This is a genomic window from Chromobacterium subtsugae (assembly GCF_001676875.1).
GTDB classification, from domain to species: Bacteria; Pseudomonadota; Gammaproteobacteria; order Burkholderiales; family Chromobacteriaceae; genus Chromobacterium; species Chromobacterium subtsugae.
Genome location: NZ_JYKA01000025.1, coordinates 51,471 through 72,275 on the forward strand (window position 1 = coordinate 51,471; position 20,805 = coordinate 72,275).

Consider the following 20,805-nt stretch of genomic DNA (forward strand, 5'->3'; position numbering starts at 1 on the left):
TGTATCAGATGCGCTCGTTTCTGCCGGGATAGGCTCACACTTTGAAGCGCGACACCGAATCGGTCAGCCGCTGCGCCAGCGCCTCCAGTTCCTCGGCGGCGCCCACCGTCTGCTGGATGTCGGCGTCGTTGGTGCGCGCCATGTCGGCGATGGCGTCTATGCTCTCATTGACCATCTGGCTGGTGCGGCGCTGCTGCTCGGTGACTTCCACGATCTGCCTGAGGCCGCCGCGCACTTCCGCCACCGACTGGTTGCCGGCGGCCAGCACGCTGGCCACGCTGTCGGCCGACTGGCGGCTGGCGTCCAGCGACGCCAGGCTGGCGGCCACCGCCTGGCGCACCGCGTCGGTCTTGCTGTTGAGCGAGCCGGTGACGGTATCGATCTCGCTGGCGGATTTGGCCGACTTCTCCGCCAGCTTCCTCACCTCGTCGGCCACCACCGCGAAGCCGCGGCCCTGCTCGCCGGCGCGGGCGGCTTCTATCGCCGCGTTCAGCGCCAGCAGATTGGTTTGCTCGGCGATTTCGCGCACCTCGCGGGTCATGGTGGTGATGATGGCGGTGGAGTTGGCCAGGTCGCTTTCAGCCTGGGCCATCAACTGCACCGCTTCTTGCACCTGGCCCACTTCCTGCTGCAATTGGCGCAGGCTTTGCCGGCCCTGTTCCGAGCGCTGCAGGCTTTCTTCGGCGCCGTTGCTGACCTGCTCCGCCTGGCCGGCGATTTCGCCGATGTGCGAGGCCAGCTGTTCCACTGCTTCGGCGGCGGCCAGCGACTGGCTGTTCTGGCGGTGGGAGCTGGCGGCCAGCTGATTGGCGCCGCCGGAGAGGCTGCGCGACGATTGCGCCACCGCGTTGGCCGAATCGCTGACCTGGCGCACCAGGTCGGCCACCGTGGCCAGCATGCGGTTGAAGTGGCTGGCGGTGGTGCCGATTTCGTCCCTGTGCGCGGCCGGCAGGCGACGGGTGAGGTCGCCTTCGCCCTGGGCCAGCTCTGCCAAGCCGGCCGACATCTCCTGCAGCGGCCGGGTGACGAAGCGGCGGATGAACAGGTAGACCACCGCCAGCAGCGGTAGCGAGGCCAGCAGCGCGAACAGGATGCTCTGGGTGCGGAAGCTGTCCACCGCGGCATACGGCTTTTCCAGCGAGATGCGCATGCTGACCGCGCCCAGCGGGGTCTTGTCCGCCACCTGGTGGCAGGTCATGCAGTTCTTGCCCAGATAATTGGGCGAGGCCAGCGCCGGATACACCACGCGCAATTGTTCGCCTTGTTCCGGCGTGGATTCGATCTCGATGCGCGGTTTGCCGTCTTGCAGGGCAGCGCGCTCCAGGGCATCGCCAGCGCGCGCCTTGTCGCCGGCATTGCCGGGGCCGAACTGCTGGTTGACCGGATCGCCGCGTATCACCCGCAGGTCGCGCACTGCCGACAGCTCGCGGATCTGATCGAGGAACACGTCGCGTTGGCCGACGGTGCCGGTGATCATCATGCCGGTGAGGCCGGCCAGCGTCATTTCATTCATGCTGTGCGCCAGGTCTTTGGCCTGTTCTACCGCGATCTGGCGGCTGGCCTGGGTTTCCCAGGCGATCAAGCCGCTCCAGGCCAATACCAGGCAGGTCCAGATCGCGCCGGTCAGACGCAGCCAGATCGGCCAATCGGAAAATTTTCTCATCGCTTCCCGGGGTGGTGGGCCCCGTCTCCTTGGTTTGTCGCCGCCGCCATGCGGGCGGAGCTATGCCGTGGGAATTCTAGTCGGCGGCGGTTGCCAGGCGTCTGGCCTGGATCAAACAATGCGCGGATAAGGCTTGCCAAGCGGCTCTGGCGCGTGAAAGGCGGGCCGGCGCTTGGGTTTATCGGCGATTTCTGCAACAATCGCGCCCTCGCCGCCGGGCTGCGGCGGCGAGGGCTATTGTGAAAACGGAACGAATTCAGCGGTTTGGGGAGCGGATATGAGTGAAAAGGCAGGGCGCGGCGTCGCCATCATCGGCGGCGGCCCGGCGGGCCTGATGGCGGCGGAGGTGCTGGCCGCGCGCGGCTGCGCGGTGGATGTGTACGACGCGATGCCATCCGTCGGCCGCAAATTCCTGCTGGCCGGGATCGGCGGCCTCAATATCACCCATTCCGAAGCTTACCCGGCCTTCGTCGGCCGCTACGGCGACCGCGCTCAGCAGATCGAGCCGCTGCTGAAGGATTTCGACGCCGACGCGCTGCGCGCCTGGGTGCATGGCCTGGGGGTGGAAACCTTCGTCGGCAGCTCCGGCCGGGTGTTCCCGCGCGAGATGAAGGCCGCGCCGTTGCTGCGCGCCTGGCTCAGCCGGCTGCGCGAAGCCGGCGTGCGCATTCATGTGCGCCATCGCTGGCAGGGCTGGAACGCCGACGGCAGCCTGAAGTTCGACACGCCGGGCGGCGAGCTGGCGGCGCGCGCCGACGCGACGCTGCTGGCGCTGGGTGGCGGCAGTTGGAAGAAGCTGGGTTCGGACGGCCGTTGGCTGCCGTGGCTGGCGGAAAAGGGCGTCGCCACCGCGCCGCTGGCACCGTCCAATTGCGGTTTCGACGCCGCCTGGAGCGATTTTTTCGCCGACAAGTTCGCCGGCGAGCCGCTGAAGTCGGTCGGCCTGGCTTTTCAGGGCGGCGACGGCCGCGCATTCCAGCGCGTCGGCGAGTGCGTGATCACCAAGAGCGGCATCGAGGGCAGCCTGATCTATGCCTGCTCGGCGCTGCTGCGCGACGAGATCGCCCGCGCCGGCTCCGCCACCTGCCACCTGGACCTGATCCCGGCCTGGGACGAGGCCAGGGTGCTAGCCGAAGTGTCGCATCCGCGCGGCTCGCGCTCCTTGTCCAGCCATCTGCAAAGCCGGCTGAACCTGAAGGGCGCGCGCGCCGGCATATTGCGCGAATGCCTGGACAAGAACAGCTTCCAGAATCCGGCGGCGCTGGCGGCGGCGATCAAGCGTTTGCCTGTTACGCTGAAAGCGGCGCGGCCCATCGACGAGGCGATCAGCACCGCCGGCGGCGTCAGCTTTGCCGCGCTGGATGAGAGGCAGATGCTGGCCGCGCTGCCCGGCGTGTTCTGCGCCGGCGAGATGCTGGATTGGGAAGCGCCCACCGGCGGCTATCTGCTGACTGCCTGCTTCGCCAGCGGCCGTGCGGCTGGGCAGGGCATCGCCGACTGGCTGGAGCGGCATGCATCAAAATAGTTTTACTTGAGGACGGCAAGCAGGCCTGACAGAATACTCGGATAGCATTTCATTCGCCCATCCCGGGCGCGATCCGCAACCTGTTTTTCTTGCTTGCCATGAGTGAAAAAAGCAATCCCTGCCAATCCTGCGGCGCGTGCTGCGCCAGCTTCCGCGTATCTTTCTATTGGGCCGAAGCCGATGACGGCGGCGGCTTGGTGCCCAGCCATCTCACCGAAAAGCTCAACGACTGGACCCGCTGCATGCGCGGCACCTGGTCCGCCAGCCCGCGCTGCGCCGCCTTGCAGGGCGAGGTGGGCGACAGCGTCGGCTGTGGGGTGTATCCGCTACGGCCCAGTCCCTGCCGCGAAGTGGAGGCCGGTTCGGCGCAATGCCTGAAGGCGCGCGCCAGCCACGGCTTGCCGGCGCTGCGGGGAGCGCCGGCGGCGGCCAATGAGGCGGCGCCGCTGCTGGCCGGCTAGGCCAGGCTCAGGTCGAAAAAGGCTTGAAGCTTGGCTGCGGCGGCCGCCACGCACGGCTCGCGGTCGTACAGGTCGAAGTGCGAGGCCCAGGCGATCAGGCACAGCTCCTTCGGCTCGGTGGCGGCGGCGATGGCCTGTTCGCTGAAGTAGCGGGTGTCGGCGTCGGCGCCGGCTATCATCAGCAGCGGCCGCTGGGCGAGCATGTCGATGCGGGCGAAGGCGTCGAAGCCGGCCAGCGCGTCCAGCCCGGACAGCACGAAGCGGTTTTCCGCGTTGGGATGATGGCCGCGCGGCGTGCGGTAGTAGTCGTAGGCCTCGCGCAGCAGGCTCTGCGGTTGTTCGGCCGCCGCTTGCGCCGTTTCCGCCAGAGCGCTGCGGGTGGCGGCGGCTTCGCCGCGGTCCTGGGCGGTGCGGTCTTCCGCCGCCGCGGCTAGCAGGCCCTGCAGCTGTTCGGACGAGCGGCTGCCGTTCAGCCCGTCGCGCAGCAGGCTGCCTTGGCAAACCGCGTTGACGGTGGCCACGGCCTGGATGCGCGGGTCGGTGCGGGCGGTGAACACCGCGTAGCCGCCGCCGGCGGCGATGCCCAGCGCGCCGATGCGTCCGGGGTCGACATCAGGCAGGTTGGACAGATAGCTGACCGCCGACTTGATCCCTTCCGCGCGCGAATGGGGCGTTTCCAGATGACGCGGCAGGCCCTCGCTCTCGCCCTGGTAGGCGGTGTCGAACGCCAGCGCGAGATAGCCGTCCTGCGCCAGCCGCTCGGCATAGCGCCCCGCCACCTGTTCCTTGACGCCGGTGAACGGATGGCTGACCACGATGGCCGGGTAGCGCTTCTCCGGTTGATAGTCGGCGGGACGGTACAGATGGCCGACCAGCTCCAGGCCTTCGCTGAGAAAAATCACTTCCTGTTTCATCTTGTTGTCGTTCTGTTCGATTGCTAGGTTCAGCGCGGCGCCTGCTCCCAGCCGCCGCCCAGCGCCAGGAACAGGCTGACCTGATCCAGCGCCACTTGCGCGTCCGACGCCGCCAGCGCCGATTCATTGCCGGCCAGCGCGCGGTCGGCGTCCAGGCTGGCCAGGTAGGGCGCGCGTCCGGCCGCGTACAGCCGGCGGTTGTCCTGCGCGGCGGCATGGGCGTTGTCGCGCGCCGAGCGCAGGTCGGCGTTGCGCTCCAGATCCTTGGCGTAGAAGGTCAGCGCGGTTTCCGTCTCGCGCAGCGCGTTCAGCACCACGCCGTCGAAATGGGCGAGCGCCGCGTCGGCGTCGGCTTCGGCCGCTTTCACCCGGGCGCGGGCCCCGCTGTCGGGGATGGTCCAGCTGATCAGCGGCCCCAGGCTCCAGCGCTGGGTGCGGTCTTCCCCCACGTGTTCCAGCAGGCCGGTGAAGCCGGCCGACGCGCCCAGGCTGACGCTGGGGTAGAGCTGGGCGGTGGCCACGCCGATGCGGGCGGTGGCGGCGGCGAGCTTGCGCTCCGCCTCGCGCACGTCCGGCCGGCGTTTCAACAGCGCCGCGCCGTCGCCGACCGGCAGCGGCTGCTTCAACTGGGGCAGGGCCGAGCAGACGGCGGCGGGCCGCTCGGCCGGGGCCTTGCCCAGCAGCGCGGCCAGGCGGAAGCGGGCGGCGTCCTGCTCCGCCTGCAGGCGCGGCAGCGCGGCGCGCTGGATGTCGGCCTGGGCCTGGGCGCGCTCCACATCGGTGGCGCGGCCGCGGCCGGCGGATTGCATGCGTTTGGCCACCGCCACGCCGCGGTTCTGTAGATCCAGCTCGTGCCTGGCCACCGCCAGCTGGTGTCCGGCGGCGCAGCCCTGGACATAGGCGCGCACGGTTTCCGCCGCCACCGTGGTCCGCGCCAGATCCATCGCCGCCTCGGTGGCCTGGGTGCCGGCGCGGGCGGCTTCCTCGGCGCGGGCCAGCTTGCCGAACAGGTCGATCTCGTAGCCGATTTGCAGGCCGCCGTCGCCGACATTGGCCACCGGCAGCTTTTTCTCCAGCAGGTAGGCCTCGCCGGAATCCTGGCTGCGCTGGACGGTGGCGGACACGCTGGCGTGGGGATCGCGCTCGGCGTTGACCGAGGCTTCCACCGCCATCGCCTTGCGCAGATTGGCCGCGGCGGCGCGGATGTCGGCGTTGGCTGTCAGCGCTTCCTCCACCAAGCTGTCCAGCCTGGCGTCGTCATACAGCCGCCACCAGCCGGCGGGGACCGGCTGCTGGGCGAAGGCCGCATGGTTGGCCGACTGGAAGGCGGCGTTGGCGGCGGGCTTGCCCAGCGCGGCTTGCGAAGGCAGATGGTAATCCGGGCCGACGGCGGCGCAGCCGGCCAGCGCGCCGGCCAGGCTCAGCGCGCTCAGCTTCAGCGCGGCTTTCATGAGCGGCCTCCCTGCCGCACCGACACGGTGGCGGTGCGGCCGGCGATCAGCCGGAAATTGGCCGGCACTTCGTCCAGCGCGATGCGCACCGGGATGCGCTGCGCCAGCCGCACCCAGTTGAAGGTGGGGTTGACGTTGGGCAGCAGCGAGGCGCCGTTGCTGCGGTCGCGGTTTTCGATGCCGGCGGCGATGCTCTGCACGTGGCCGCGCAGCTTGCGCGATTCGCCCATGATCTGGATGTCCACCGCCTGGTTCAGCTCTACGCCGCCCAGCTTGGTTTCCTCGAAATAGCCGTCGACGTGGAAGGAATGGGAGTCGACGACGGACAGCGCCGCGCGGCCGTTGGCGGCGTAATCGCCGGCGCGCGGCGTGCGGTCGTTCAGGTAGCCGTCCACCGGGCTTTTCACCTCGGTGCGCTCCAGATTCAGCCGGGCCACGCCGACGGCGGCCTCGGCGGCGGCCAGCGTGGCCTCGCCCAGCTGCACCTTGGCGTCGCCCTCTTCGCGGGCCTCGGCGGCCACCAGGTCGGCCAGCGAGTGATTGCGCGCGGCTTCGCGGCGGGCCTGGGCCAGCGTGGCGCGCTGCGCGGCGAGGGCGGCTTCGGCCTGGCGCAGCGCCAGTTCGTAATGCGCGCGGTCCACCACGAACAGCACCTGGCCTTTCTTGACCAGCTGGTTGTCGGCCACCTTCACCTCGGTGATCAGCCCGGACACGTCCGGCGCCACCTGCACCACGTCGGCGGCGATATGGCCGTCGCGCGTCCACGGCGCGTCGGTGTAATAAACCCAGATATGCCGCACCACCACGATGGCGACGGCGAGTGTGGCCAGGGTCAGCAGCACGGACCCGGCTTTGCGAATGCGGTTGTTCATGATGTCACCTGTGAAACAGCGCGATCGTGCCGCCCAGCACGATCAGGTAAAGCGCGAAATTGAAAAGGGAGCGGTGCCACACCGCGCGGTACAGGTCCAGGCGGGCCAGCGCGCGGCACAGCAGGCTGCTGGCGGCGAAGGCGATCAGCATCATCACCAGCAGGCTGGGGAAGTACACCCCGTAGAAATTGATTTCGCCTATCATGGCTGGGCTCCGGAAACGGGCGACGCCGGCTGGCAGCCCGCGGCGTCGGGGAATAGCGATACGCGCATTTCCACCAGCGCGTTGCGGGCTTCGCGCGCGGCGGGCGCGGCATCGGCCAGGGTCAGCGCGATGGCGGCGTCCAGCCGGCCAAGCAAGGCGCCGGGCGCGTCGAGATAGCGGTCGGCTTCGGCGCAGGCGCGGAAGTGCTCGCTGACGCCTTGCAGCGCCGCGTCCACCGCCTGGTGGGCGGCGCCGGCCAGGCGGTGCTCGTCGCGTTGCAGGTCCAGCGCGCTGAAGCCCACCCGCAGTTCGCGGAAGCCGGCGGACGAGTCGGCGCCGTCGGCGGCCAGGCGCGGCGCCAGCAACGACAGGCGGTCCAGCATCAGCGCGGTCAGCCGCTCGTAGTCGCCGCCGTGGCGGCCGGCGGCGTTTTGCGCCAGGTCGCGCCAGTTGGCGCGGATCAGGCGGCGCAGCGTCAGCTCCGCGCCGAAGGGGCGGGTGGCCAGCGTCCAGACCAGCGCGAACAGGATGCCGGCCGCGCCGGCCAGATTGCTGTTGAGGAAGGACTGGAAGTCGGCGTTGTAGCTTTGCTGCAGGCCGATCAGATTGGCGGTGAACACCACCAGCAGCATCGCCACCGGGCCGAAGCGCGGCTGGTTCATCAGCGCGCCGCCCAAGAGGAAGGGCGGAGCCAGGCACAGCGCCAGCATCTCGAATTCATGCACGGCCGGTAGCACGGCGAACAGCAGCAGGCCGGCCAGCATGGTGCAGACGGTATTGACGACGAACAGCGTGCGCAGCATCGGCGCCGGCTCGTCCATCGCGCCGAACAGGCAGCAGGCGACCGTGCCCAGCACCACCGCGTTGGCGCCGTCCTGCCAGCCCAGCGCGATCCAGGCCAGGCAACCCAGGAAAATGCCCAGCGCGGCGCTGGCGGCGGCGAAGCCGAGCAGGCCGTAATCGTAGTGGCGGGCCTTCACGCCCACTTCCCAGCGGCGGTAAGCCGGCCGCCAGTCCCACAGCGGCGCGCCGCGCGAAATCAGCGCGCGCAGCGTCAGGCAGTCCTGCCACAGATTGACCAGCGATTTCAGCCGCATCCGCACCGTGCTTTCCAACAAAGACGGCCAGCCGCCGGCAGGCGGCGGGTCGTCCAGCTGGCGGCGCAGCGCGCGCGCCTGGCTCAGAAACCAGGGGTTGTCGACGGGATAGCCCAGCCAGTCGGCCATCGCCTCCATCAACTGGGCGAGTGCCGGCGACGGCCCTTGCGGCGTGTTGCGCAATTCGGCCTGCAGGCCGGACAGCGAGGACAGCAGCGGCGGCAGCATGCTCATCCGCGCGCGCAGCTCGCCCGCGGTGCGCTCGGCGTTGCGGCTGGCGGCGTCGTAGGAGAGGTGGGTGAGCAATTGGTCAAAGGCCAGCAGGTCGGCAGCCAGCCGATTGCGGCCGGCGGATGGCGGCTGCGGCGCGCTGCCCAGCGTGTCGGTCGCCCAGGCGGCGGCGTCCTTGAGCCAGCCGTCCACGCGCTGGCTTAGCACGGCGGATACCCGGGTGGGCAGCACCAGCGCCGCCATCACGCTGGCGCAGACGATGCCGAGGGCGATTTCCTCGCTGCGGGCGATGGCGATGTCGAACACGTTTTCCGGCGCGTACACCGCCGACAGCGCGATCAGCGGCATGGTGTAGGCCGGCAGCCGCAGCAGGTAGTGGCGCGGCGTGTGGTCCAGCATGGACAGGTAGAGCAGGGAGCCGGACCACAGCGCGACCACCAGGCTCAGCAGCACGGGCTGGCCTGCCAGCGGCGGCACCACCCATACCGCTGCGGCTGCGCCGAGCAGGGTGCCGAACACGCGGTACACCGCCTTGGAACGGGTGGCGCCGATCAGCGGATGGGACACGATGTAGACGGTGCCCATCGCCCAACTGGGCCGCGGCAGGCCCAGCGCCAGCGCGATGTACAGCGCCAGCATCGCGGCGGCGAAGGTGCGGGCGGAGAACAGCCAGTCGCGTTTAGCGGGCAGCGCGATCATGGGGCGGGTCCAGCATCGGGTCGTCGGGGACGCGGGTTTGCGCCGCCTGTTCCAGCACCTGGAATACCCGCAGCGCGGCTTCCAGGTCGGCCTGGCTGAGCGGCGCCAGCACGCGCGCGCGCAACGCCACCAGTTCCGTTTCTATCTTGCGGGTGACTTCGCGGCCGGCGTCGGTGAACCACAAGGTTTTCACCCGGCGGTCTTGCAAACCCTGTTCCCGTCGCAGCAAGCCGGCCTGGCTCAGCTGATCGACGATGCGGACCAGGGAGGCCGGCTCCATGCCCAGCTCGTCTGCCAGCGCGCGGTGGCTGACGCCTTCTCCCAGCCGGCCGATGAACAGCAGCGCGGAGCCGCCCGATACCGAAACGCCGTGAGCGGTCAGCGCTTCCTGCGCGATATGCCGCCACAGCACGCCCAGCGGGCGCAGGCTGCTGGTCAGCTTCAGGCGCAATAAATCGATGTCTTCCATGGGGTGTACCGGCCGGCGGGCCGGGTTCCGATAGTGGTGATGTAAACGGATTGTAGCGGTCAATTTGTTAATTAGCAAACTAACTAATTTGACGGCCGGAAAACCCATGCCGGCTTGCTTCCAGGGATGGGGGGCGGACTGGGCTGGTTCTGGCTGGAAACTTTGTCTTTATCCGCTGCGGCGCAGTCTTTACCGCAAGGCGGCGGGCTCGGCGCATGCTTGAACCCGGGCTGGCCGGGTTCGCCCGTTGGCGGAGCCAACCGGGGCCGCAGCCGGAGGGGGAATGAAAAAGCCCCGCCGCATTAAGCGGCGGGGCCGGACGAGCGCGTTTGCGCTTAGTGCCAGCTGGAGGCCACCAGCGCGTGCAGCGGCTCCTGCTGCAGCGACTGCGTCATGGCGCTGGCGCCCGGAGCGTCGCCGCCCAGCGCCGCCATCGCGGAAACCAGCGCATCCACCTGGCCGGCCAGCAAGGTCTTGCCGTCGGCGCTGGAGATCCGCTCCAGTTGGTGCTCCGCGCCGCGGAACCAGTTTTCCACGGTGACTTTGTCCTTGCCTTGCGCGTAGGGCAGGCTGATTTCCAGGTTGTCGCCGCGGCGCGACAGCCACAGGCTGTCGCTCATCTCGCCCAGTTGCAGGTGGTTGCTGCCCTGATTGTCGCGGATCAGGTCGTCGCCGCTGTCGCGCGGATGCAGGTAGAGGTCGTCGCCGGCGCCGCCGGCCAGGGTGTCGCGGCCGAGGCCGCCTTCCAGCGTGTCGTCGCCGTCGCCGCCATTCAGCAGATCGTTGCCGGCGCCGCCCTGCAGCAGGTCGTCGCCGCCCATGCCGTAGATCGTGTCGTTGCCGGCGCTGCCGACGACATTGTCGTTGGCGTCGCCGAAGCGGTAGGAGCCGCCCTTGCCCTCGATGGTCACGGCGAAGCGGCTGGCGAGTTCGTCGCCGCTCCAGCGGGTGCCGTCGTTGAAGGCGATCTGGCTGATCTGGTGCTCGGCGCCGAGGAAGTGCCCCTTCAGCGTCACCTGGTCGGGTTGGCTGCCCAGGCCCGGATACGGCTGCTGCGGGCCGTATTCGAACACCAGGTCGTCGCCCTGGCGGCGGACGTTGCGGATGCTGTCGGGGGAGACATCCTGGAACAGCAGGGTGTCGAGACGGTCGGCGGAGTCGTCGAAAGCGTCGATGACGTCGCGGCCGTCGCCGGCGCGCAGCACGAAGAGGTCGTTGCCGCGGCCGCCGATCAGGGTGTCCTTGCCGGGTCCGCCCTCCAGGGTGTCGTCGCCTTTGCCGCCGTCGAGCAAGTCGTCGCCCAGGCCGCCGAGCAGCAGGTCGTTGCCGCCCATGCCGTAGATGGCGTTGTCGCCGGCGCTGCCGTGGATGGTTTCATTGGCGTCGGTGAAGCGGGAGTCGGTGTCGTTGCCGACCACGGCGATCGGCAGCTTGGCCGCCAGCTGCTCATAGCTCCAGCGGGTGCCGTCGTTGAAGGCGATCTGGCTGATCTGGTGCTCGGCGCCGAGGAAGTGCCCCTTCAGCGTCACCTGGTCGGGCTGGCTGCCCAGGCCCGGATACGGCTGCTGCGGGCCGTATTCGAACACCAGGTCGTCGCCCTGGCGGCGGACGTTGCGGATGCTGTCGGGGGAGACATCCTGGAACAGCAGGGTGTCGAGGCGGTCGGCGGAGTCGTCGAAAGCGTCGATGACGTCGCGGCCGTCGCCGGCGCGCAGCACGAAGAGGTCGTTGCCGCGGCCGCCGATCAGGGTGTCCTTGCCAGGTCCGCCTTCCAGGGTGTCGTCGCCCTTGCCGCCGTCGAGCAAGTCGTCGCCCAGGCCGCCCAGCAGCAGGTCGTTGCCGCCCATGCCGTAGATGGCGTTGTCGCCGCCGCTGCCGTGGATGGTTTCATTGGCGTCGGTGAAATGCGAGCTGGTGTCGTTGCCGACCACGGCGATCGGCAGCTTGGCCGCCAGCTGCTCATAGCTCCAGCGGGTGCCGTCATTGAAGGCGATCTGGCTGATCTGGTGCTCGGCGCCGAGGAAGTGCCCCTTCAGCGTCACCTGGTCGGGCTGGCTGCCCAGGCCCGGGTACGGCTGCTGCGGGCCGTATTCGAACACCAGGTCGTCGCCCTGGCGGCGGACGTTGCGGATGCTGTCGGGGGAGACATCCTGGAACAGCAGGGTGTCGAGACGGTCGGCGGAGTCGTCGAAAGCGTCGATGACGTCGCGGCCGTCGCCGGCGCGCAGCACGAAGAGATCGTTGCCGCGGCCGCCGATCAGGGTGTCCTTGCCAGGTCCGCCCTCCAGGGTGTCGTCGCCCTTGCCGCCGATGAGCAAATCATCGCCCAGGCCGCCTTGCAGCAGGTCGTTGCCGTCGGTGCCGGCCAGGGTGTCGTCGCCCAAGGTGCCCAGTATCTGCGGCGGGAAGCGTTGCGCCAGTTCTTCGTAGCTCAAGGCGCTGATTTGGCCGGCGTCGAAGAAGTTGAAGCTGGCGATCTGGTGGTCCGCGCCCAGGAAGAAACCCTTGATTGTGATGCTGTCGGTCTGGTTGTAGCTGAGCGTCAGATCGTCGCCTTGCCGCGTCAGCTTGTCGACGATGGAGAGCGGGGCGCTGATGTGGATGCTGTCCTGGCGGCCGGCGCCGGCGCTGTAGGCATCGACGATGTCCTGGCCGTCGCCCGGGGCGAAGGCATAGCCATCGGCGCCCGCGCCGCCCACCAGCGTGTCCTTGCCGGCGCCGCCGCGCAGCACGTCGTCGCCGCCTTCGCCGTAGAGGGCGTTGTTTTGATCATTGCCGGTGATGGTTTCGCCGGCGTCGGTGAAGTGGAACGGTCCCGCGCCTTCGACGCTCAGGCCGAAGCGCTGGGTCATCATTTCGTAGGTCCAGCTGGCATAGCTCTGGAAGCTCATCTTGCCGAATTGATGGTCCGCGCCCAGGTAGTGGCCCTTCAGCGCCAGCTGCTGGTTATTGCCGAACTGGACCAACAGGTCGTCGCCCTGGCGCACCATGCCGCGCACGGTGTAGTCGGGCGTATCGGGGAAATGGATGTCCGCGATGCGGCCCAGGCTGGGGTCGGTATCGATTTCGGTGCGGCTGTCGCTGTCGCGCACGTTGATGACGCGGCTGTCGGGCGCGGCTTGGTTTTCCATGCTCATGATTGTTTCCTTGTGTTTTTGTTGAATGGCCGGCGAGCCGGCCGAGCGAGGCGGGTGGAAAAATTCATTGGAATAGTGTTGCAAATAATGGTTTTTATTTAAAATAAAATATTCACAATATGTATTTGTGTGATTTGTTATTTTTAAATATTCCAAAAATCGGCTTGGCGTGGCCTCGCGCGTGCCTGCATTTTTTTTGCAAGCATCTATGCTGGGATGGCACCCGCGCATTTCGTGGCGCGACAAGGCCGGCGTCCAGGGCTGCACGGCGCCGACACTGGGAGGAGCATCATGAAAATCGACGATTTCAATGTGGTGGCCGACCTGATCGGCATGAAAAAGCGCTCGCGCGAGGCGGTGTGGCTGATGGAAGTGGAGGGCATGACCGGTTATTCCGCCGCCCAGCAGATGGACATCAGCGAATCCACCGTATCCCGCGCCCACGCGCGCTTTGTCCGCGCGATCAGGCAAGTGAACACGCTGGCGGGGCACCTGCCCCTGCGCTGAACACCTGTTCATTGCAGTGATTGGCCCGGAGCGGCGCAGCCCCTCCGGGCTTTTTGTCGCGCGCCGCCTGGGTTTGGCATACTGGGGGCGTGTGAAACGCGGACGGCGAGGCGGATATGGCAGTGCGGCACGGCATCGATCTGGACAAGGCACGCGCGTGGCATGAGCGGGAAATACGCGGCTTCCTGGCGCGGCACCCGCGCTCGCTGGCGCTGTCGGAGCGGGGGAGGGCGCACTTGTTGTTCGGCGTGCCGCTGCACTGGATGGACGATTGGCCGACGCCGTGCTCGCTGTTCATCGCCGAAGCGCGCGACGCCGCGCTGACCGATGCCGACGGCTTGGAATACGTGGATTTCTGCCTGGGCGACACCGGCGCGATGTTCGGCCACTCGCCGGCGCCGGTGGCGGCGGCGATCGCGCGCGAGGCGGCGCGCGGCCTGACCGCCATGCTGCCCGGCGAGGACGCGTTGTGGGTGGCGGAGGAATTGTCCCGCCGCTTCGGCATGGCGGCGTGGCAGTTCACGCTGTCGGCCAGCGACGCTAACCGTTTCGCCATCCGCTGGGCCCGCGCGATGACCGGCCGCGACCAGATCCTGGTGTTCAACGGCTGCTACCACGGCACGGTGGACGATGTGTTCGTCGACCTGGTCGACGGCGCGGCGCGGCCGCGCGCCAGCCTGCTGGGACAGGTCTACCCGTTGACCGAGCATACCCGGGTGGCGGAGTTCAACGACCTGGCGGCGCTGGACGCCGCGCTGGCCGATGGCCGCGTCGCCTGCGTGCTGGCCGAGCCGGCGATGACCAATATCGGCATGGTGCTGCCCGATCCCGGCTACTGGGAGCAGGCGCAGGCCATCATCCGCCGCCGCGGCAGCCTGTTGCTGCTGGACGAAACCCATACCATCAGCTGTGGCCCCGGCGGCTATGCCGCCGCGCACGGTTTGGCCCCCGACCTGCTGGTGCTGGGCAAGCCGCTGGCAGGCGGGTTGCCGGCCGCCGCCTATGGCTTCAGCGCCGAGCTGGCGCAAAGGGCGCAGCAGGCCAAGCGGGCCGCGCCGCCCGGTCACTCCGGCATCGGCACCACGCTGAGCGCCAACCGGTTGGCCTGCGCGGCGATGCGGGCCAACCTGGCCGAAGTGATGACCGAAGACAATTACCGGATCATGTTTGAGCGCGCAGGGAGGCTGGCGCAGGGCCTGCGCGAATTGTTCGCCCGCCGCGACCTGCCATGGTGCGTGACGCAGCTGGGGGCGCGCTGCGAATTCCAGTTCGCGCCGCGGCCGCCGCGCAACGGCAGCGAGGCCGGCGCCTGGCAGGACGAAGAGCTTGAGCGCTGCATCCACCTGCACCTGCTCAACCGCGGCCTGTTGATCACGCCGTTCCACAATATGCTGTTGATGAGCCCAAGCACCGCCGAAGCCGGCATCGCGCGGTTGCTGCAGGCCTTCGACGATTGGCTGGACGCGGCCCAGGCTTGAATTTCGCGCGCCGGCGCGGGCTTCTGTTAATTTGCGTGTCATCGGCGCCGGCGGCCGGAAGGCGGATGGTATAACGAGGCTATCGGGGGCGTTTCTCCCCGCTTGCCGGAAATGGATGCCATGCGTTTCGCCATTACCCTGTCCGACCGCTTCAAGCCGGTGCTGGATGTTTTCCTGCAGGCAGGCTGGCAGCCTGTCAAAGTGTTCTGCACGCCGGTGGACCACCGCATGCACCATCACAAGGCTTCCCTGGCTTTCGCCGAGCAGCGCAAGCTGCCGCTGCAGCTGTCGCCGATGCAGCCGCGGGATTTGCAGGAGCTGGCCGAACAGGGTTGCGAGGCCTTGCTGGTGGCCAGCTACAACTGGCGCATACCGGACTGGACGCCCTATCTGAAATACGCGGTGAATTTCCATCCTTCGCCGCTGCCCATCGCGCGCGGGCCGTACCCGCAGGTGCGGGCCCTGCTGGAAGGGCACCGCGAATGGGGCGCGACCTGCCACAAGGTGGCCGCGGATTTCGATACCGGCGAGGTGCTGGCGCAGGAGCGGTTTCCATTGTCGGAAACGGAAAGCCACCAGACGCTGGACGTCAAGCTGCAACTCGCGCTTTACCGGCTGAGCCGGACGGTGGCGCACAATTTCGAAGCGTCATGGCGCGACGCCGCGCCGCAGGCGGAGGGGGGCAGTTACTGGCCGCTGTGGAGCGAACAGGAGCGCATGCTCGATTTCACCCGGCCGGTGGCCGACTTGCAGCGCCAGCTGCGCGCCTTCGGCGATTTCGAATGCGCGGCCACCATCAACAACATCACCATTTTCATCCACCGCGCCGAAGGCTGGGTGGAAAGCCATGGCTTCGCGCCGGGCAGCCTGATTTATTCGCAAGCCGATCAGTTGCTGGTGGCGGCGAGCGACGGCATGCTGCTGATCAGCGAATGGAGTCTGTACGGGCCGGATGCCGCAACCGGCCGGCTGCGCCGTTGAGTTGTGTGAATTTTGGCTATTTTCTGCCATTGACGTGGCGTTTAATGTTCTATTTTGTCCTTTTTTTTCTGAATTGGTAATTTTCAAGCGCAATTAATCGGCTTTGCACCGGGTTTGTCCGTTGACGCTTTGTCGCAGTTGTTAAAAAATATGAAAAATAACTGGATTATTGTTAATTTTCATGAAATACCAAAGCGCTCAGGATGTTCCGGAGCAGGTTGTTCCGCATGATCTGGGTTTGCTGGGCCTGGTGTTGCTGGCCCAGTTCCATGGCATCGCCGCCGACCCCGCGCAGCTCTCCCACCAGTTTGGCCGCAGCGCCGAACGCTTTTCCGAAACCGATCTCCTCCTTGCCGCCAAGCAGCTGGAACTGAAGGCCAAGATCGTCAAGCAACCGCTGGAGCGCATCGGCCTGATGGCCTTGCCGGCGCTCGCGCTGGCGGTCAATGGCGAGCACTTCATCGTCGCCCGCTGCGATGGCGACAAGGCGCTGATCCATGATCTGAAGCAGGGACGTCCCGTGGTGTTGAGCCTGGACGAACTGGCGGCGCGCTACGACGGCCGGCTGCTGGTGGCGGCATCGCGCGCGTCGGCGGCCGGCGCCTTGGCCAAGTTCGACTTCACCTGGTTCGTGCCGGCCATCGTCAAGTACCGCAAGCTGCTGCTGGAGGTGTTGGGCGTGTCCTTCGCGCTGCAGTTGTTCGCGCTGGTGACGCCGCTGTTCTTCCAGGTGGTGATGGACAAGGTGCTGGTCAACCGCGCTTTCAACACGCTGGACGTGATCGCCGTCGGCCTGCTGTTGTTGTCGGTGTTCAATGTGGTGTTGTCCGCCTTGCGCGGCCACGTGTTCGCCCACACCACCAGCCGCATCGACGTGGAGCTGGGCGCGCGGCTGTTCCGCCACCTGCTGGCGCTGCCGCTGGCCTATTACGAGGCGCGCCGCGTCGGCGACACGGTGGCGCGGGTACGCGAGCTGGACAGCATCCGCAATTTCCTCACCGGCCAGGCGCTGACCACGGTGCTGGACCTGCTGTTCTCCTTCGTGTTCCTGGCGGTGATGTTCTATTACAGCGGCTGGCTGACGCTGATCGTGGTGATTTCCTTGCCGTGCTACGCCGCCTGGTCGGCGCTGCTGACGCCGGTGCTGCGCCGGCGGCTGGACGAGAAGTTCGCCCGCGGCGCCGACAACCAGTCCTTCCTGGTGGAGTCGGTGGGCGGCATCGGCACCATCAAGTCGATGGCGGTGGAACCGCACATGACCCGGCGCTGGGACAAGCAGCTGGCCGCCTACGTGGCCGCCGGCTTCCGCGTGACGCGGCTGGCCAATATCGGCCAGAACGGCGTGCAGCTGATCCAGAAGCTGGTGACAGTGGCCACCTTGTGGCTGGGGGCCAAGCTGGTGATAGGCGGCGATCTGTCGGTCGGCCAGCTGATCGCCTTCAATATGCTGGCCGGACAAGTGGCGGCGCCGGTGGTGCGCCTGGCTCAGCTGTGGCAGGACTTCCAGCAGGTGGGCATCTCGGTGGAGCGGCTGGGGGACATCCTCAACACCCGCACCGAGCTGCCGGCCAGCCGCGCGGCGCTGCCGCCCATCCAGGGCAAGATCGAGTTCGACCAGGTGGTGTTCCGCTACCGCCCCGATGGCCCGGAGATCCTGCGCAAGCTGAGCCTGGAGATCCGGCCGGGCGAGGTGATCGGCATCGTCGGCCGCTCCGGTTCCGGCAAGAGCACGCTGACCAAGCTGGTGCAGCGGCTGTACGTGCCGGAGTCCGGCCGCGTGCTGGTGGACGGCAACGACCTGGCGCTGGCCGATCCGGCCTGGCTGCGCCGCCAGATCGGCGTGGTGCTGCAGGAAAACCTGCTGTTCAACCAAAGCATACGCGACAACATCGCGCTGTCCGATCCCGGCATGCCGCTGGACGCGGTGATCCGCGCCGCCAAGCTGGCCGGCGCCCATGACTTCATCATGGAGCTGGCCCAGGGCTACGACACCATGGTCGGCGAGCACGGCGCCAGCCTGTCCGGCGGCCAGCGCCAGCGAATCGCCATCGCCCGCGCGCTGGTCTGCAACCCGCGCATCCTGATTCTGGACGAGGCCACCAGCGCCTTGGACTATGAGTCCGAGCGCGCGGTGATGCAGAACATGCGCGCCATCTGCCAGGGCCGCACGGTGCTGATCATCGCCCACCGCCTGTCCACCGTGCGCGGCGCCCACCGCATCATCGCGATGGACAAGGGCGTGATCGTCGAGGCCGGCAGCCACGCCGAGCTGGCGCAGAAACCGGGCGGCTACTACGCCCACCTCCACAGCCTGCAGCAAGGATAAGCCGCGATGAAGCAGCAGATTGAGGCATTGCGGGATTTCCTGCGCCGCTACCGCCAGGCCTTCGCCGAATATTGGTCCATCCGCCACCAGCTCGACCCCAAGCCGCGCAGCGAGGACGAACTGGCCTTCCTGCCCGCCCACCTGGAACTGACCGACAGCCCGGTGTCGCCGTTGCCGCGCTGGAGCATGCGGGTGATCGTCGCGTTGTGTCTTTGCATGTTCTTGTGGGCGCTGATCGGCCAGTTGGACATCGTCGCCGTCGCCGGCGGCAAGACCGTCAGCGGCGGCCGCACCAAGATCATCCAGCCGCTGGAGCCCAGCGTGGTCAAGGCCATCCACGTGCGCGACGGCCAGCTGGTCAAGGCCGGCCAGTTGTTGATCGAGCTGGACGCCACCGCCGCCGGCGCCGACAACCGCAAGGCCGGCGACGCGCTGGAAACCGCCCGCCTGGCCGCCGCCCGCTACCAGGCGCTGCTGGCGGCGCTGGACAATGGCCGGCTGCCGCAGCTGGAGAAGCTGGACGGCGTCGATCCGGCCAAGCAACTGAGCGAGGAAACCCTGGCCGTCGGCCAGTGGCGCGCCTACCAGGCGAAGCGCGAGGCGCTGCAGGCCACCTTGCGCCAGCGCGAGGCGGAACTCTCTACCACCCGCCAGCAGGTGCGCAAGCTGCAAGGCACGGCGCGGCTGGCCGAGGCGCGCGAGCACGACTACCAGGAGCTGCTGGACAAGAATTTCATCTCCAGGCACGCCTATCTGGACAAGCAGCAGGCGCGCATCGAGCAGCAGGGCGACCTGGCCAGCCAGCAAAGCCGCATCCAGGAGCTGGCCGCAGCCATCGCCGGCCAGCGCGAAGAATTGCAAGCGCTGACCGCCAACTTCCGCAGCGACGCGCTGGGCAAGCTGCGCGAAGCGCGCGAGCAGGCCAGCCAATCCGGCGAGGAAATGAAGAAAACCGGCCGCCGCCAGGCGCTGACCCAACTCACCGCGCCGGTGTCCGGCAGCGTGCAGCAGCTGGCCATCCACACCGTCGGCGGCGTGGTCACCGAAGCGCAGCCCTTGCTGGCCGTGGTGCCCGCCAACGAGACGCTGGAAGTGGAAGCGCAGATCGAGAACAAGGACATCGGCTTCGTCCGGCCCGGCCAGGCGGTGACGGTGAAAGTGGAAAGCTTTCCCTACACCCGCTACGGCTATCTGGACGGCGTGGTGGAAACCGTCAGCCACGACGCGCAGCAGGACGAAAAGCGCGGTCTGCTGTTCCCCGCCCGCATCCGGCTGAGGCAAGGCCATCTGCTGATAGACGGCGCGCGCGTCAACTTGAGCGCCGGCATGGCGGTCAGCGCCGAGATCAAGACCGGCAAGCGCCGGGTGATCGACTACTTCCTCAGCCCGCTGCAGGAGCACATCGGCGAAGGCATGCGGGAGCGTTGAGATGAAGATCCTGCTGATCCACCAGAATTTCCCCGGCCAGCTGCGCCACATCGCCGATGATCTGAAAACCCGGCCCGGCATCGACCTGCTGGCGGTGGGGCGGGACACCGCGCCCGGCCTGCAAGGCGTGCGGCTGCTGCGCTACAAGCCGCATCGCCGGCCCAGCCGGGAAACCCATCCCTATCTGATCAGCTACGAGGACGCGGTGCTGCACGGCCAGGCGGTGCTGCGCAGCTTGCAGCCCTTGGCCCATCGCGGCTACCGGCCCGACGTGATCCTCGCCCACCCCGGCTGGGGCGAGACGCTGTTCCTGAAAGACCTGTTTCCGAACGCGCGGCTGATCCACTACTGCGAATTCTTCTACCACGGCCAGGGGGCCGACGCCGATTTCGACCCGGAATTCCCGCTCAGCCTGGATGGCGCGGCGCGGCTGCGCGCCCGCAATGCGCTGCATCTGCTCAATCTGGAAAACTGCGACGCCGGCATCTGCCCCACCCACTGGCAGCACAGCCTGCACCCGGCCGCTTACCGCGCCAAGCTGCGGGTGGCGCACGAGGGCATCCACGCCGAACGGCTGGGCCCGGATCCATCGGCGGCATTGACGCTGCCGAACGGCCGCGAATTGCGCGCCGGGCAGAAGATCGTCACCTACGTCGCGCGCAATCTGGAACCCTACCGCGGCTTCCACATCTTCATGCGCGCGCTGCCGGATTTATTGCGGGCCGAGCCCGATTGCCAAGTGGTGATCGTCGGCGGCGACGGCGTCAGCTACGGCAATGCGCCGGCCGATGCCGCCAACTGGCGGGAGAAGCTGCTGCGGGAAAACCCGGTCGACCCGAACCGGGTGCATTTCCTCGGCAAGGTGCCGTACGAGGTCTACCGCAAGGCGCTGCAGGTGTCGGCGGCGCACGTCTATTTGACCTATCCCTTCGTGCTGTCGTGGAGCCTGCTGGAGGCGATGGCCAGCGGCTGCCGCATCGTGGCGTCGGACACCGCGCCGCTGCGCGAGGTGATCCGCGACGGCGTCAACGGGCATCTGACCAGCTTTTTCGACCAAGAAGCCTTGATCGGGCGGGTGAGGGAGGCTTTGCGCGCGGATGACCCCGCCATGCGCGCGCAGGCGCGGCGGACCGCGGCGCGCTATGGGGTGGAACCGGGGATTGTCGCTTATCGAGATTTGCTGGGCGTGGGGATGCGCGCGGAGCGAACGTTTTCGCATCGAACCTGACCGGCATGATTGCAGTGCGTGAATATTGATAATAAGGAGTTTTCAAATGACAGATTTGTTCCGTGAAATGAGCGCAGGCGAAAGCGATGGCAACGAGACCATCCGCGGTTCGAACAGCCCTGACAGCGAGACT

16 protein-coding genes are annotated in these 20,805 nt (G+C 67.8%); 8 read left to right on the forward strand and 8 right to left on the reverse strand.

Annotated elements, in window-relative coordinates; genetic code table 11:
• Positions 1-34 precede the first annotated feature (34 nt).
• Complete coding sequence (locus MY55_RS20730) at positions 35-1,663, reverse strand: methyl-accepting chemotaxis protein (RefSeq protein ID WP_065202950.1); 1,629 nt, start codon at positions 1,661-1,663, stop codon at positions 35-37.
• A 277-nt stretch (positions 1,664-1,940) separates the two neighbouring features.
• Between MY55_RS20730 and MY55_RS20735 the strand changes: the two genes are divergently transcribed.
• Together MY55_RS20735 and MY55_RS20740 are read left to right on the forward strand one after the other, a co-directional pair.
• Positions 1,941-3,188 (forward strand): TIGR03862 family flavoprotein, encoded by a 1,248-nt coding sequence (locus tag MY55_RS20735; protein WP_047243743.1) that lies wholly within the window; start codon positions 1,941-1,943, stop codon positions 3,186-3,188.
• Positions 3,189-3,286: 98 nt separating this feature from the next.
• On the forward strand, positions 3,287-3,649 hold the full coding sequence (locus MY55_RS20740) for a YkgJ family cysteine cluster protein (RefSeq protein WP_043577263.1): 363 nt from the start codon (positions 3,287-3,289) through the stop codon (positions 3,647-3,649).
• On the opposite strand, the gene MY55_RS20745 is transcribed toward MY55_RS20740, so the two are convergent.
• The 7 genes from MY55_RS20745 to MY55_RS20775 form a co-directional block, all read right to left on the reverse strand.
• Complete coding sequence (locus MY55_RS20745; RefSeq protein WP_065202951.1) at positions 3,646-4,563, reverse strand: alpha/beta hydrolase; 918 nt, start codon at positions 4,561-4,563, stop codon at positions 3,646-3,648. The two genes, MY55_RS20740 and MY55_RS20745, sit on opposite strands and share 4 nt — an antisense overlap.
• A 29-nt stretch (positions 4,564-4,592) precedes the next feature.
• The gene (locus tag MY55_RS20750) at positions 4,593-6,014 is read right to left on the reverse strand and encodes an efflux transporter outer membrane subunit (RefSeq protein ID WP_065202952.1); all 1,422 of its coding nucleotides are present in this window, start codon (positions 6,012-6,014) and stop codon (positions 4,593-4,595) included.
• The gene (locus MY55_RS20755; RefSeq protein WP_065202953.1) at positions 6,011-6,886 is read right to left on the reverse strand and encodes an efflux RND transporter periplasmic adaptor subunit; all 876 of its coding nucleotides are present in this window, start codon (positions 6,884-6,886) and stop codon (positions 6,011-6,013) included. Before MY55_RS20755 ends, MY55_RS20750 begins: the two co-directional genes overlap by 4 nt.
• Positions 6,887-6,890: 4 nt before the next feature.
• Entirely contained in the window at positions 6,891-7,091 is a 201-nt protein-coding gene (locus MY55_RS20760; RefSeq protein ID WP_043577254.1) for a DUF1656 domain-containing protein, read from the reverse strand.
• The gene (locus MY55_RS20765; protein WP_065202954.1) at positions 7,088-9,118 is read right to left on the reverse strand and encodes an FUSC family protein; all 2,031 of its coding nucleotides are present in this window, start codon (positions 9,116-9,118) and stop codon (positions 7,088-7,090) included. Before MY55_RS20765 ends, MY55_RS20760 begins: the two co-directional genes overlap by 4 nt.
• Positions 9,099-9,587: a MarR family winged helix-turn-helix transcriptional regulator gene (locus tag MY55_RS20770; protein ID WP_047237484.1), complete on the reverse strand. Its 489-nt coding sequence runs from the start codon at positions 9,585-9,587 to the stop codon at positions 9,099-9,101. The genes MY55_RS20765 and MY55_RS20770 overlap by 20 nt, the downstream gene beginning before the upstream one ends.
• 335 nt (positions 9,588-9,922) lie before the next feature.
• A complete protein-coding gene (locus tag MY55_RS20775; RefSeq protein WP_065202955.1) occupies positions 9,923-12,724 on the reverse strand; it encodes a calcium-binding protein in 2,802 nt (933 codons plus the stop codon).
• A 291-nt stretch (positions 12,725-13,015) separates the two neighbouring features.
• On the opposite strand from MY55_RS20775, the gene MY55_RS20780 reads away from it, so the two are divergent.
• The 6 genes from MY55_RS20780 to MY55_RS20805 all read left to right on the forward strand — a co-directional run bounded on the left by MY55_RS20780 (position 13,016) and on the right by MY55_RS20805 (position 20,672).
• Positions 13,016-13,231, forward strand: coding sequence for a sigma factor-like helix-turn-helix DNA-binding protein (locus MY55_RS20780; protein WP_047237487.1), 216 nt, complete (start codon positions 13,016-13,018; stop codon positions 13,229-13,231).
• Between the two features lie 116 nt (positions 13,232-13,347).
• Positions 13,348-14,709 (forward strand): aspartate aminotransferase family protein, encoded by a 1,362-nt coding sequence (locus tag MY55_RS20785; protein WP_047237488.1) that lies wholly within the window; start codon positions 13,348-13,350, stop codon positions 14,707-14,709.
• 120 nt (positions 14,710-14,829) lie between these two features.
• Positions 14,830-15,690 carry a methionyl-tRNA formyltransferase gene (locus tag MY55_RS20790; RefSeq protein WP_043581520.1) on the forward strand — a complete coding sequence of 287 codons (861 nt, stop codon included), beginning with the start codon at positions 14,830-14,832 and terminating at the stop codon, positions 15,688-15,690.
• 181 nt (positions 15,691-15,871) lie between these two features.
• Entirely contained in the window at positions 15,872-18,016 is a 2,145-nt protein-coding gene (locus MY55_RS20795; protein ID WP_047237489.1) for a type I secretion system permease/ATPase, read from the forward strand.
• A 6-nt stretch (positions 18,017-18,022) separates the two neighbouring features.
• Entirely contained in the window at positions 18,023-19,444 is a 1,422-nt protein-coding gene (locus MY55_RS20800) for an HlyD family type I secretion periplasmic adaptor subunit (protein ID WP_065202956.1), read from the forward strand.
• Position 19,445: 1 nt separating this feature from the next.
• Entirely contained in the window at positions 19,446-20,672 is a 1,227-nt protein-coding gene (locus tag MY55_RS20805) for a glycosyltransferase family 4 protein (RefSeq protein ID WP_047237490.1), read from the forward strand.
• Positions 20,673-20,805 lie beyond the last annotated feature (133 nt).